Source organism: Pseudomonas putida (assembly GCF_028682455.1).
Classification (GTDB): Bacteria; Pseudomonadota; Gammaproteobacteria; order Pseudomonadales; family Pseudomonadaceae; genus Aquipseudomonas; species Aquipseudomonas putida_AA.
The window spans coordinates 1,693,371-1,706,767 of the sequence record NZ_JANHLD010000001.1 but is presented as its reverse complement, the minus strand read 5'-3'; the positions used below and the strand labels follow the sequence as shown (position 1 = coordinate 1,706,767).

Sequence of the window (13,397 nt, the reverse complement as noted above, 5' to 3'; positions counted from 1 at the left end):
GATGCGATCGAGGGGCAAGCCCGCTCCTACAGTCAGTTTGGTTGCCTCCAGTGATGTTTCACGGGGGGTTTGGGGGGCTGCTGCCCCGATTGTGGATAACGACAAGGAGAGATCGGGATGGTGTTTTCGTCCAATGTGTTCCTGTTCCTGTTCCTGCCGATCTTTCTCGGCTTGTACTACCTGAGCGGGCAACGCTACCGCAACGCCCTGTTGCTGCTGGCCAGCTATATCTTCTACGCCTGGTGGCGGGTGGACTTTCTCGCCCTGTTCGCCGCCGTCACCCTGTGGAACTACTGGATCGGCCTGAAAGTCGGCGCCGCCGGTGTGCGCACCAAGCCGGCACAGCGCTGGCTGCTGCTCGGGGTGGTGGTCGACCTGTGCATCCTGGGCTACTTCAAGTACGCCAATTTCGGGGTCGACAGCATCAATGCGATCATGACCCAGTACGGGCTCGAGCCGTTCATCCTCACCCATGTGCTGCTGCCCATCGGTATCTCGTTCTACATCTTCGAGTCGATCAGCTACATCATTGACGTGTACCGCGGCGACACCCCGGCCACCCGCAACCTGATCGACTTCGCCGCGTTCGTGGCGATCTTCCCGCACCTGATCGCCGGCCCCGTGCTGCGCTTTCGCGACCTGGCCGACCAGTTCAACCACCGCACCCACACCCTCGACAAGTTCTCCGAGGGCTGCACGCGGTTCATGCAGGGTTTCATCAAGAAAGTGTTCATCGCCGACACCCTGGCGGTGGTCGCCGACCACTGCTTCGCCTTGCAGAACCCGACGACGGGCGACGCCTGGCTCGGCGCCCTGGCCTACACCGCGCAGCTGTACTTCGACTTCTCCGGCTACAGCGACATGGCCATCGGCCTGGGCCTGATGATGGGCTTTCGCTTCATGGAAAACTTCCAGCAGCCCTACATCAGCCAGTCGATCACCGAGTTCTGGCGGCGCTGGCACATCAGCCTGTCGACCTGGCTGCGCGACTACCTGTACATCACCCTGGGCGGTAACCGCAAAGGCACCCTCAACACCTACCGCAACCTGTTCCTGACCATGCTGTTGGGCGGCCTGTGGCACGGCGCCAACTTCACCTACATCATCTGGGGTGCCTGGCACGGCCTGTGGCTGGCCATCGAACGGGCCCTGGGCCTGGACACCAACCCACAGCGCTTCAACCCGATCAAGTGGGCCTTCACCTTCCTCCTGGTGGTGATCGGCTGGGTGATCTTCCGCGCCGAAAACCTCCATGTGGCAGGCCGCATGTATGGCGCCATGTTCAGCTTCGGCGACTGGCAGCTGTCGGAACTCAACCGCGCCAACCTCACCAGCCTGCAAGTGGCGACCCTGGTGGTGGCCTACGCCACCCTGGCCTTCTTCGGACTGCGCGACTTCTACCGCAACGCCAGGCCCTCGGCCAAGGCCCATCCGGTGGCCGTGCATGCCGATGGCAGCATCAGCCTGGACTGGGGCCTGTACCTGACCCGCGCCCTGGTGCTGCTGCTGTTCGTTGCCTCGATCCTCAAGCTCTCGGCGCAAAGCTACTCGCCGTTCCTCTACTTCCAGTTCTGAGGGAGCCGACCATGACCCGATCATTACGCAAACTCTATTCACTGCTGTTCCTGGTCCTGCTGCTGGGCCTGGGCATCTGGTCGCTGGGCGGCTTGGGCAGCTTCCAGCGCACCGCACAGATGAGTGTGCTCGACGGCAAGCTGGCCAAGGCTGCCGAGACCCATTACGACGAGCAGTTCCCGCTCAAACGCATCGGCACCAACCTCTGGGCGGCGCTGGACTTCAAACTGTTCAACGAAGGCCGCCCCGGTGTTGTGCTGGGCCGCGAGCAGTGGTTATTCAGTGACGAAGAGTTCAAGCCGGTCGCCGGCAGCGACCAGTTCGAACAGGAAAACCTGGCGCTGATCCGCGGGGTGCGCGACACCCTGCACCAGCGCGGCGTGCAGCTGGTACTGGCGATCGTGCCGGCCAAGGCGCGGCTGTACAGCGAATACCTGGGCGAGCAGACCCCGGCTTCGCTGCACAACGACCTGTACAACGAGTTCCACGCCCAGGCCCGCCAGGCCGGCGTGTTCGCCCCCGACCTGCTGGCGCCGCTGCAAAGCGCCAAGACCCGTGGCCAGCTATTCCTGCGCACCGACACCCACTGGACGCCCATGGGCGCCGAAGTGGTAGCCCAGCACCTGGCCGAGGCGGTCAACCGCCAGAACCTGCTCAATGGCGAGCCGCAGCTGTTCGTCACCGAACAGCGCCCGGCCGAGCCATACAAGGGCGACCTGACCAACTTCCTGCCGCTGGACCCACTGTTCAGCAACTTGCTACCGGCACCGGACACCTTGCAGCAACGCAACACCCGCCCGGCCGACGCAGCGGCTGAAAGCGGCGACGCGCTGTTCGCCGACAGCGAAATCCCGGTGGCGCTGGTGGGTACCAGCTACAGCGCCAACCCCCACTGGAACTTCCTCGGTGCCTTGCAGCAGGCGCTGCGCAGCGACGTGGTCAATTACGCCGAAGACGGCCATGGTCCGCTGTTGCCGATGCTCAAGTACCTGCAAAGCGACGCCTTCAAGAGCAGCGCCCCGCAGGTGCTGATCTGGGAGTTCCCGGAACGCTATCTGCCGATGAAAAACGACCTGAGCGATTTCGACCCGCAATGGATCGCCCAGCTGAAGAAAACCCGAACTGCCAACCAAGACCTGGCTCTGTCGTCCACCCGGACGCAAAACTGAAGAGGAAACACCCATGACCTTGCACACTACCAAGCACCGCATCGCCAAAGCCTGCGCCCTGGCCGCAGGTCTGAGTCTGCTCTCCCTGCAGGCCTATGCCGGCGCCGACGCCGCGCTCTACGGCCCCAGCGCGCCGAAAGGCTCGACCTTCGTACGCGTCTACAACGCCAGCAACCAGGCCGTAGACGCCAGCGTCGGCAACACCCAGATCAACGCCGTGGCGGCCCAGGCCAGCAGCGACTTCAGCTTCATGCCACAAGGCGACTACAGCGCCAAGGTCGGCAGCCAGAGCCTGCCGGTCAAGCTCGCCTCCGACCACTACTACACCCTGGTCAACAACGCCTCGGGCAAGCCGCAACTGGTTGAAGAACCACCGTTCAAGAACAAGCAGAAATCCCTGGTGCGGGTACAGAACCTCAGCGACCAGGCCCTGACCCTGAAAACCGCCGATGGCAAGACCGAAGTGGTCAAGCCGGTGGCCGCCAAGGCTCGCGGCGAGCGCGAGATCAACCCGGTCAAGGTCAGCCTGGCCCTGTACGAAGGCGACAAAAAAGTCAGCGATCTGAAGCCGGTGGCTCTGGAGCGCGGCGAAGCAGCGGTGCTCTACGTCACCGGATCCGGCAGCAGCCTGTCGCCGGTCTGGGTCAAGCGCCCGGTATCGACCCGTTAATCAACTGCCTTTTTCATACTTCGGAGAACACCCATGATTCCAGTCATCCTGTCCGGCGGTAGCGGTTCGCGTCTGTGGCCCCTGTCGCGCAAGCAATTCCCCAAACAGTTCCTGGCCCTGACCGGCGAACACACCCTGTTCCAGCAAACCCTCTCGCGCCTGGTGTTCGAGGGCATGGACACCCCGATCGTGGTCTGCAACAAGGACCATAAATTTATCGTCAACGAGCAACTCGACAGCCTGAAACTCGAAACCCAGGCCATCCTGCTCGAACCCTTCGGCCGCAATACCGCGCCGGCCGTAGCCCTGGCGGCGATGAAACTGGTCAATGAAGGTCGCGACGACCTGATGCTGGTGCTGCCGGCCGACCACGTGATCGACGACCAGAAAGCCCTGCAACGCGCCCTGGCCCTGGCCACGGTGGCGGCCGAGCGTGGCGAGATGGTGCTGTTCGGTGTGCCGGCGACCAAGCCTGAAACCGGCTATGGCTATATCAAATCGAGCCAGGACGCACTGCTGCCCGAAGGCGTCAGCCGTGTCGCCCAGTTCGTCGAGAAGCCCGATGAAAAACGCGCCAAGGAGTTCGTCCAGGCCGGGGGTTACTTCTGGAACAGCGGCATGTTCCTGTTCCGTGCCAGCCGCTTCCTCGAAGAACTGAAAAAGCACGACCCGGACATCTACGACACCTGCCTGCTGACCCTGGAGCGCAGCCAGGAAGACGGCGACAACCTGAGCATCGACGACGCCACCTTCGCCTGCTGCCCGGACAACTCCATCGACTACGCAGTGATGGAAAAGACCCAGCGCGCCTGTGTGGTGCCGCTGAGCGCCGGCTGGAGCGACGTGGGCTGCTGGTCGTCGCTGTGGGATGTGCACGAGAAAGACACCAACGGCAACGTCACCAAGGGCGACGTGGTGGTGCAGGACAGCCGCAACTGCATGATCCACGGCAACGGCAAGCTGGTGTCGGTGATCGGCCTTGAGAACATCGTGGTGGTCGAGACCAAGGACGCGATGATGATTGCCCACAAGGACAAGGTCCAGGGCGTCAAGCAGATGGTCAACACCCTCAACGAACAGGGCCGTAGCGAAACCCAGAACCACTGCGAGGTGTACCGGCCGTGGGGTTCCTACGACTCGGTGGACATGGGCGGCCGCTTCCAGGTCAAGCACATCACCGTCAAGCCCGGCGCCTGCCTGTCGTTGCAGATGCACCATCACCGCGCCGAGCACTGGATCGTGGTATCGGGCACCGCTGAAGTGACCTGCGACGAGAACGTGTTCCTGCTCACCGAGAACCAGTCCACCTATATCCCAATCGCTTCGGTGCACCGCCTGCGCAACCCGGGCAAGATCCCGCTGGAGATCATTGAGGTGCAGTCGGGCAGCTACCTGGGTGAAGACGACATCGAGCGTTTCGAAGATATCTACGGCCGCTCGACGCCGCTTGAGCGCGGGATCTCGATCAAGACCATCGCGCAGTAACTGAAAGCCAGCTCCCGCGCGATCGTGCGGGGGCTGGCTTGGCAGCTGCATCCAGCCTTGTGGACTGGCTTGGCAGCTGCATCCAGCCTTGTGGACTGGCTTGCCAACTGCATCCGGCCTTGTGGGAGCTGGCTTGCCAACTGCATCCGGCCTTGTGGGAGCTGGCTTGCCAGCGATCGGCCGCAAAGCGGTCGTGATCCTGGGTGGATATGCATGCAAATCCAGCTGATGTGGCGACGCTGCCGGCCCCCTCCGCCTCAACGGCGACCTACTGAAATCGCGAAAAATCAAGATCAAGAGCACAGTTCGCTTCGCTCTTGCCGAGCGAGGTCGCACACAACATTTGTGTGCACACCGCTGGACCCGCCGTCAGTTCGGAAGGGGCCAGCAGCGCCACCCCTTAAACTGGATAAGCCCCCAAGTGCAAGGATCAGCCCTGGGCCATCTCCCACAAGTCTCGGCCAGCAGTTAGGATAAAGGCTCCTCCTGACCCAAGGCCTCGCCCATGATCATCGGCGCCCTGCTCGTCCTCACCTGGCTGGTACTGCTGTTGCGCTACCCGGCCAAGGCCCTGCCCATTTCCCTCTCGGCCGCATTCGGCCTGGGCCTGGTTGCACTCTGGGTCATCTGGCAGGACAACCGCGAAGCCTCCCAACTGGCACGCCTGGACCTGCGCGTCAGCTATGCCCCCGACACCTGCCCGGCCGACCGCCCCCTGCGCGTGAGCATGAAAAACGGCAACGATGTGCCGCTGCTGACCGTGCGCTGGCGCATCGCCGCCTACACTCCGGGCGATAGCGTCAACCTCAACGAAAATACCTACAGCGCCCCCCGCTACCGGGGCCCGGGCGAACTGCAACCCGGCGCCGACTGGAGTGACTGCCTGCCCCTGCCGCCGCTGCGCTCGGGCTACCGGCCGCAATCCCTTGAGTTCCGTGCCGAGCAACTGCAGGGCAGCTTCGCCAACTAGCTTTTTTTGCCCTCGGTTACCGTATGATCGACGCACCTTTCGCGATCATCAGGCCTGACCCTATGCCCATCGTGCTCATCACCGGTTGTTCCAGCGGCATCGGCCGCGCCCTGGCCGACAGTTTCAAGAACGCCGGCCACCAGGTCTGGGCCACGGCCCGCAAAGCCGACGACGTCGCACGGCTGGAAGCGGCCGGCTTCAAGGGGCGCCAGCTGGACGTCAACGATGCCCAGGCCTTGCAGCGCCTGAGTGAAGAGATCGAGGCCGAGCACAACGGGCTCGACATTCTGATCAACAACGCCGGCTATGGTGCCATGGGGCCGCTGCTCGATGGCGGCGTCGAGGCCATGCAGCGCCAGTTCGAAACCAACGTGTTTGCCCTGGTCGGCGTCACACGCGCACTGTTCCCGGCCCTGCGTCGCAACAAGGGCCTGGTGGTGAATATCGGCAGCGTGTCGGGCGTGCTGGTGACCCCGTTTGCCGGTGCCTACTGCGCATCCAAAGCGGCAGTGCATGCTTTGAGCGATGCCCTGCGCCTGGAGCTGGCGCCCTTCGGTATCCGGGTGATGGAAGTGCAGCCGGGGGCCATCGCCACGCAGTTTGCCGACAACGCGCAGACCCAGGCCGAACAGGTGCTGGCCGCCGACTCGCCGTGGTGGCCGCTGCGCGAACAGGTCCACGCCCGCGCCCGCGCCTCGCAGGACCACCCCACCACCGCCACCGCATTCGCCCAGGGCCTGCTGGCAGCGGTGAGCAAACAACCCGCGCCGTCGCTGGTGCGCCTGGGCAACGGCAGCCGCGCGCTGCCGCTGATGGCCCGCTGGCTGCCACGCAAATTGCTGGACACTGTGCTGAAAAAGCGCTTCGGCCTCAGCCGCCCGCTGTAACCGCTGCAGTCACTGGCAGGTCGAAGGCCTGCCAGCCACCGCCGAGGGACTTGTACAAGCCGACCAACGCCTGGGACACCGCCGCCGAACTCTCGACCCACTGCTCCTCGCTGGCCAGCAACGCGCCCTGCACACTGAGCACATTGAGAAAATCGACCGCGCCCTCGACGTACTGGCGCTGGGCGGTTTGCAGGGCAATGCGGTTCTGGCGCACCGCCTCGGCCAGGAGGTCGCGGCGCAACTGACTGGCGTTGTACAGCCGCAGCACATCGTCGATCTCATGCCAGGCGCGCAGCACCACCTGCTGGTAGTGCACCGCCGCTTCCTGTTGCTGCGCCTCCCGCAGCTTGAGTACCCCGGTCAATCGCCCACCTTCGAAAATCGGCAGGCTCAACTGTGGGCCAATGGCAAAGCGGCGTGCATCCCAGTTGCCAAAGTCGGCCAGTTGCAGCGACTGCAGGCCCAGGTTGCCCGACAAGCGAATGCTCGGGTAGAAGTCCGCCTTGGCCACGCCGATGCTGGCGGTGGCGGCATGCAGCCGGGCCTCGGCCTGACGGATGTCCGGACGGCGCTGGGCCAGCTCCGACGGCACGCCAATGGCGAAGCGTTGCTGGGGTGCCGGCATCTGCACCACCGGCTGCAAACGCGCCTGTAAACTTCGCGGCGGCTCGGCCAGCAACAGGCTCAAGGCATTGATCAACTGCGCCTGGCGGTCTTCAAGCAAGGGCAGGCGAGCGTCTATCGAGGCCACCTGGGCAGAGGCCTGGGCCACATCCAGCGCCGTGGCCACACCGTCGTTCAGCCGCATCTGCGACAGCCGCAAGCTGTGCCGGGCCACCTCCAGGTTGTCGCGGGTCACTGCCAGGGTGTGCTGCACCGCGCGCAGCTGGATGTAGTTGCCGGCGGTGTCGGCCAGCAGCGACAACAACACGCCGCGTCGGTCATTCTCGGCCACCTCGACCACCGCATCGGCAGCCTCCACCTGGCGGCGCACCCGGCCCCAGAGGTCGAGTTCCCAATTGGCGACAAGATCGCCTTGCCAGAGGCTGAAGGCCGACTTGCCGCCCTTGCCGGACGGGTCGTTGAGCCCTTCGGCGCTGTTGCGCGCACGGCTGTAGCCGGCGCCAAGGTCCACCGCCGGGGATTGCTCGGCGGCAATGCTCTGGCGCAGCGCACGGCTTTGCAGCAAGCGCGCACTGGCGATCCGCAGGTCGAGGTTGCGCTGGCTGGCCTGTTCGATCAGCTCGCTCAGGAGCGGGTCGTCGAAACTTTCCCACCAGCGCTGCTGCAATACCCCTTCCTCGGGCTGGCTCGGCGCCGCAGCCTGTTGCAACGGGGCCCAGTCGGCGGGCGCCTTGCTGTCGGGCGCGCTGAAGTCCGGTCCCAGAGTGCAGCCGCCCAGCAACAGGCCCAGCAGCAGCGGCGAAAGCGAAAAGGCCTGTTTCATCGGGCACTGACCTCGTTGGCGACGAGCGCCTTGGCAGTGGTGTCGATGGTCGCGACCACCGACATCCCCACCCGCAGGCGTTCAAGCAGCGGCTGGTCGGCATCGAAGACAATTTTCACCGGAATACGCTGCACCACCTTGGTGAAGTTGCCGGTGGCGTTGTCCGGCTTGATGGCCGCAAAGGTCACCCCGGTGGCCGGGGCCAGGCTCTGCACATGACCGTGCAGGCGCTCGCCGGAAAAGGTATCGACGCTGATGTTCACCGGCTGGCCGGGTTGCACGTGGGTCAGCTGGGTTTCCTGGAAGTTGGCCACCACATAGGCCTCGGCCAGCGGCACCACCGACAGCAACCGGGCACCGGGATTGACGTAGGCACCGACACGCAACGCACGCTCGCCGACCATGCCGTCGATGGGCGCGACGATACGGGTGTACGACAGGTCCAGGCGTGCCCGCTCAAGGCTGGCCAGGGCTTGCTTCAGGCTGCCTTCGGCGCCGTCGAGCTGGGCGTTGAGAATGTCGACCTGCTTGCGCGCGGCAGCCAGCGCAGCGCTTGAATTGGCCTGCCGCGCCCGCGCCTGGTCCACTCGGCTGCGGGCCTGCTGGGCGTTCTGCACGGTGCCTGCACCCTGCTCGGCCAGGCGACTGTGGCGGGTCAGTTCATGGTTGGCAAATGCCAGTTGCGCATCATCGGCCGCTACCGCCGCCTGGGCCTGGACAATCAGCGACGCCTGGCGCTCGAGGGTCGCCTTGGCGTTCTGCTTCTGCGCCCGCGCCATCAGCGCCTGGGCCTGGGCAGCAGCCAATGCCGCCTGGTAATCGCGATCATCGATCAGCGCCAGCAACTGTCCCGCCTTGACCTGCTGGTTGTCCTCCACCAGCACCTGCTTGATAAAGCCCGAGACCTTGGGCGCCACCACGGTGTAGTCGGCCGACACATAGGCATCGTTGGTCGACTGCTCACGGGCATTGCCCGACAGCAGCACGCCGGCACCTACAGCGACCACCAGCACGGCCGCGATCAGGGCGGTTTTTCGATTGTTGTTCAACGTCATGTTGTTTTTCTCACTTCACAAGTTCGTCAGGCCACGGCACGCGGGGGGTAGATCCGGGTGGGCACAAACGGAATCAGCAGGATCAGCGCCAGCGCCAGCAGCGCCATGCACAGGTAGAGGTCGGCGCTGGTGAGCACCAGCGCCTGGTCGTGGATGCGTCGGGCAAGCCCTGCCGCGCCATCGTCGGACAGGGGTGAATTGCCCAGGCTGTCCACCAGGTTGTTGGAATGAAAGTGCCGGCGCACCGTGGTCAGGGCCTCGATCAAGCCGGCAGCGACCACCGAGGCCAGGCCCTTGACGGTGTTGAACCAGGCCGAGGCGAAGGGGCCGTCCTGGGGCGTCATGCCGCCGGTGGCGAGCATCAGCAACGGCAGCACGGCCATGGGCTGGGCGAAGATGTGCAGTGCTTGCAGCAGGTAGAAGTTGTCGCGAATCCACACACTGGTGAGCTGGGTGCCGGCCCAGCACGACAGCGCCAGCAGGCCGAGCCCGACCGCCAGAACCCAGCGACAATCCACCGCGCGAAGGTTGCAAAGGGCCGCCACCAGCGGCAGCGCCAGCAGTTGCGGACCGGCCACCAGCAACATCAGCGGGCCGGTCTGGGCCGGTCGATAACCCTGGATCTGGGCGAGGAAGCTCGACGGAATGATAATCACCGCCGTGAGCACGATCAGCACGCCGCAGAGGGTCACCAGGGCGTGTGTCAGGTTGCGGGTCTTGAGCATCTGCAACTTGAAGAACGGCAACGGTTCGGACCATTCGTTGATCATGAACAGCACCAGCAGCACCAGGCCGCCACCGAGCAACCAGCAGATCAGCGGCGAGTCGTACCAACCCATGCGATCACCCAGGGTCAGGCCGATCACCAGTGAGCAAATGGCCGGCAACCCGAGCAACAGGCCGCGCCAGTCGAACTGTTTGAAGCGTTCCAGGCGCAGCGGGTCCTGGGGTAGCCCCCAGGCCACGCAGGCCATGGCCAGCAATGACGGCGCGATGATCTGCCAGAACGCCCACTGCCACCCCACGTACTCGGTCCAGAGGCCCGCCAGCGGTGTGCCCAGGTTGGGCCCGAAGGTGGCGGTCAGGGCATAGCCGGCCAGGCCATAGACCTTGATTCCGGGCGGCAGAAAGCGCAGCGCCACACTCATCAGCATCGGCGGCAGTGCCCCCGACGCCAGGCCTTGCAGGGTGCGCAGCAGCATCAGGCTGGTGAGGTTGGGCGCATAGGGTTGCAGCAGCCCGAGCAGAGCAAATGCACTGATGGCGCAGAGGGTGAATCGGCGCAGGGAGAAGGTCGCGGCCAGCCACGGCGAAAAAGCCATGGCCGAGACGGAGGCCGCCGAATACACGGCAATCAGCCAGGCGCCTTCGTCGGCACCGATGAACATCGCGCCACGGATATCGGCCAGCGACGCCTTGGTGACCATTTCGTTGAGGCCGGCGCAGAGCACCGCCAGCAACACACCGAGCAGCCCGACCACAATGCGCAGGCCAAAAGCCGACGGTGCTGCAGGCGTGGCTACCGGTGCAGTTGCGCCAGCAACGGGCAGCGCAGTCAGCGAACTCATGTAAGACCTCTTCGGGGTGAACAACGACCGGCAGAAGTCTAAGAAGTGGGAATGTTGACGAAAACTGACATATTGGCAGTTTACTAGTGCAGCAAACGCAATCCGGGCTTCAAGGGTTCTCGCTGCAACACGCCTTGAGGGTTTGTCGCAGCCAGCGGTGGGCCGGGTCGTTGTCGAAGCGCGGGTGCCAGGCCTGCATCACGGTCACCCGCTCAAGCGGCAGGGGGATGCGGAACGAGCGCAGCGGCAGGCCGAGCTTGGTCACGCTGTTGAGGATGTTCGCCGGCATGGGCAACAGCAGATCGGAGTCGGGCAGGGAAAACATCGCCGAATGAAAGCTCGGCGTGATCAACGCCACCCGGCGCTGCACCTTGTAGTTGGACAACTCCAGGTCAATCGGCCCGTTGGCCCGGCCCCGGCGCGACACACTGATCTGCGGGTAGGCGGCAAAGCGCTCGGGGGTGATCTCGGCCTCGAAGATCGGGTGATCCTGTCGTGCCAGCCCCACGTACACGGTCTGGAACAAGCTCTGCACCTTGATCTCCGGGCCCAGGTCGATGGTGGAGCTGACGATCAGGTCGGTACGCCCGTCGCGCAGCACCGCATCGTCGTCACCGCCGCTTTCCGGTACGAAGCGCAGCACGGTGCGTGGCGCCTGCTCATGCATGGCAGCGAGCAACTGGGCGCCATACAAGGCGATGAACAAGTCGTTGGTGCGAATATTGAAGGCCCGGTCCAGGGAAGCCAGGTCGACCTCCTCGCGGCTGCGGAACACCAGCCCGGCCTGCTCCACCAGCGCCCGTACCTGCTCGTGCAGGGCCAGTGCCCGCGGCGTGGGCACCAGGCCACGACCGGCGCGGACCAGGATCGGATCGCCGATGGCCTCGCGAATGCGCCCCAGGGTCCGGCTCATGGCGGCAGGGCTCAGGTTCATGCGCCGGGCTGCGCCCACCACACTGCCTTCGTCGAGCAGCGCGTCGAGGGCGACCAACAGGTTCATATCCGGGATCTGCATTGCCAGGCATCCATCAGCGAGGGGTGAGCCATGTTAACAGCTCGGCGCGCCACGCCACGTTGCGCCAGACACAACTACACAGTGCGTGGCAGGCCATTTATCCGGCCACGGAATTGACCAACAATGGGCGGCTAACTCATGCCCTGTGGAGGCCCTGCATGCTCAGTTCCGTGTTGATCGCCATCGATGGCTCAAGTGCCTCTGCCGGGTTGCTGGAACTGGCGCGGCAATACTGCCTGCCGGAGCGGCATCAATTGCAGGTGGTGCTGGCGATCGACGGTGCCTTCGCCCTGGAACGGGTGAGCGCATTCGAGGTGCAGGAGTACCCGGCGGCGACCGATGAGCAGCGTCATGCCAACCAGGCGATGCAGCAGGTGCTGGAGCAACTGCGGGCGTCGGGGTTCGAGTGTGAAGGCGTGCTGGTAGCGGATGAACCGGTGGCGGCAATCGTTTCCCGGGCCCGATCGCTCGATTGCGTCCTGATCATCATGGGGCATCGCCACCTGAACCGGCTTGGACGGCTGCTGGATCCGTCGATCAGCAACAAGGTGATCGACCAGGTCGAATGCCCGGTGCTGGTGGATTCGCGCAATCCCTGAAAAACATCGCTGGCAAGCCCCACGGGTTCAGCGCTGACTTCAGGGTTGCTCCATTCCCTGTGGGAGCCGGCTTGCCGGCGATGGGCTGCGAAGCAGCCCTACTTCGGTTTGACCACTACCGTGCAGGTGGTACCCGCCGCCAGCAGGAAGCCTTCCGGCACTTCGTCAATGTGAATCCGCACCGGCACCCGCTGGGCCAGGCGCACCCAGTTGAAGGTCGGGTTCACATCGGCTATCAGCTCACGACTCTCCGGGTTGTCGCGGTCGTAGATGCCGCGCGAAATACTCTCCACATGGCCTTTGAGCACTTCGCCGCTCATCATTTGCAGCTCGGCCTGGTCCCCTACCTTCACTCGCGGCAGCTTGGTTTCCTCGAAGAAGCCATACACCCAGAACGAATCCTTATCGACCACCGCCATCTTCGGCTCGCCGGTACGCGCATAGTCGCCCCGATGCACATTGAGGTTGGTCACGTAACCATCGACGGTGGCCAGGATCCTGGTGCGCTTGAGGTCCAACTCGGCTGCCGCCAGTTGCGCCTGGGCCTGCTGGTAATCGGCCAGGGCCGAGTTGGCGATGTTGCTGGCGTCGTCACGGTTCTCGCGGGAGATCACCAGGTTGTCCATGTCGGCACGGCGGTGGGCGTTGACCTTGCGCATTTCCCAGGTGGCCTTGCGCGAGGCCACCAGCGCCTGGGCCTGGCGGACCGCCACTTGGTAGTGCTCGGGATCGATCTGCATCAGCACATCGCCCTTTTTCACCAGCTGGTTGTCGCGCACCGGCACGTCCACCACATAGCCCGGCACGTCGGCGGCGACGTTGATGATGTCGGCGCGCACCCGCCCGTCCCGCGTCCAGGGCGTGTTCATGTAGTGCAGCCACAGCTGGCGACCAATCACCACGGCGGCGGCCAGCACGAGCAAGGTGGCGATCAGGCTGAAAAACTTTTTCATCAAC

12 protein-coding genes are annotated in these 13,397 nt (G+C 64.4%); 7 read left to right on the top strand and 5 right to left on the bottom strand.

Annotated features, from left to right (window positions below):
* The first annotated feature begins 117 nt into the window (after positions 1 to 117).
* From NPS58_RS08320 to NPS58_RS08295, 6 genes are all read left to right on the top strand, one after another.
* Positions 118 to 1,575, top strand: a complete 1,458-nt coding sequence (locus NPS58_RS08320) for an MBOAT family O-acyltransferase (RefSeq protein ID WP_274114996.1) — start codon at positions 118 to 120, stop codon at positions 1,573 to 1,575.
* A gap of 11 nt (positions 1,576 to 1,586) precedes the next feature.
* Positions 1,587 to 2,744 (top strand): alginate O-acetyltransferase, encoded by a 1,158-nt coding sequence (locus NPS58_RS08315; RefSeq protein WP_274114995.1) that lies wholly within the window; start codon positions 1,587 to 1,589, stop codon positions 2,742 to 2,744.
* A 13-nt stretch (positions 2,745 to 2,757) separates the two neighbouring features.
* Positions 2,758 to 3,414, top strand: coding sequence for an alginate O-acetyltransferase AlgF (locus NPS58_RS08310; protein ID WP_274114994.1), 657 nt, complete (start codon positions 2,758 to 2,760; stop codon positions 3,412 to 3,414).
* A gap of 33 nt (positions 3,415 to 3,447) precedes the next feature.
* On the top strand, positions 3,448 to 4,899 hold the full coding sequence (locus tag NPS58_RS08305; RefSeq protein ID WP_274114993.1) for a mannose-1-phosphate guanylyltransferase/mannose-6-phosphate isomerase: 1,452 nt from the start codon (positions 3,448 to 3,450) through the stop codon (positions 4,897 to 4,899).
* A gap of 505 nt (positions 4,900 to 5,404) precedes the next feature.
* The gene (locus tag NPS58_RS08300) at positions 5,405 to 5,869 is read left to right on the top strand and encodes a multidrug transporter (RefSeq protein WP_274114992.1); all 465 of its coding nucleotides are present in this window, start codon (positions 5,405 to 5,407) and stop codon (positions 5,867 to 5,869) included.
* A gap of 62 nt (positions 5,870 to 5,931) precedes the next feature.
* Positions 5,932 to 6,756, top strand: a complete 825-nt coding sequence (locus NPS58_RS08295; protein WP_274114991.1) for an SDR family oxidoreductase — start codon at positions 5,932 to 5,934, stop codon at positions 6,754 to 6,756.
* Here the strand turns inward: NPS58_RS08295 and NPS58_RS08290 are convergent.
* The 4 genes from NPS58_RS08290 to NPS58_RS08275 all read right to left on the bottom strand — a co-directional run bounded on the left by NPS58_RS08290 (position 6,740) and on the right by NPS58_RS08275 (position 11,841).
* Positions 6,740 to 8,203: an efflux transporter outer membrane subunit gene (locus NPS58_RS08290; RefSeq protein WP_274114990.1), complete on the bottom strand. Its 1,464-nt coding sequence runs from the start codon at positions 8,201 to 8,203 to the stop codon at positions 6,740 to 6,742. The genes NPS58_RS08295 and NPS58_RS08290 overlap by 17 nt on opposite strands.
* Positions 8,200 to 9,252 (bottom strand): HlyD family secretion protein, encoded by a 1,053-nt coding sequence (locus NPS58_RS08285; protein ID WP_274115381.1) that lies wholly within the window; start codon positions 9,250 to 9,252, stop codon positions 8,200 to 8,202. Before NPS58_RS08285 ends, NPS58_RS08290 begins: the two co-directional genes overlap by 4 nt.
* Before the next feature lie 32 nt (positions 9,253 to 9,284).
* The gene (locus NPS58_RS08280) at positions 9,285 to 10,826 is read right to left on the bottom strand and encodes an MFS transporter (RefSeq protein ID WP_274114989.1); all 1,542 of its coding nucleotides are present in this window, start codon (positions 10,824 to 10,826) and stop codon (positions 9,285 to 9,287) included.
* A gap of 109 nt (positions 10,827 to 10,935) precedes the next feature.
* Positions 10,936 to 11,841 carry a LysR family transcriptional regulator gene (locus NPS58_RS08275; protein ID WP_274114988.1) on the bottom strand — a complete coding sequence of 302 codons (906 nt, stop codon included), beginning with the start codon at positions 11,839 to 11,841 and terminating at the stop codon, positions 10,936 to 10,938.
* 158 nt (positions 11,842 to 11,999) lie between these two features.
* Between NPS58_RS08275 and NPS58_RS08270 the strand changes: the two genes are divergently transcribed.
* The gene (locus NPS58_RS08270; protein ID WP_274114987.1) at positions 12,000 to 12,440 is read left to right on the top strand and encodes a universal stress protein; all 441 of its coding nucleotides are present in this window, start codon (positions 12,000 to 12,002) and stop codon (positions 12,438 to 12,440) included.
* Positions 12,441 to 12,538: 98 nt separating this feature from the next.
* Here the strand turns inward: NPS58_RS08270 and NPS58_RS08265 are convergent, their stop codons facing one another.
* Complete coding sequence (locus tag NPS58_RS08265) at positions 12,539 to 13,393, bottom strand: efflux RND transporter periplasmic adaptor subunit (protein ID WP_274114986.1); 855 nt, start codon at positions 13,391 to 13,393, stop codon at positions 12,539 to 12,541.
* Positions 13,394 to 13,397: the final 4 nt, after the last annotated feature.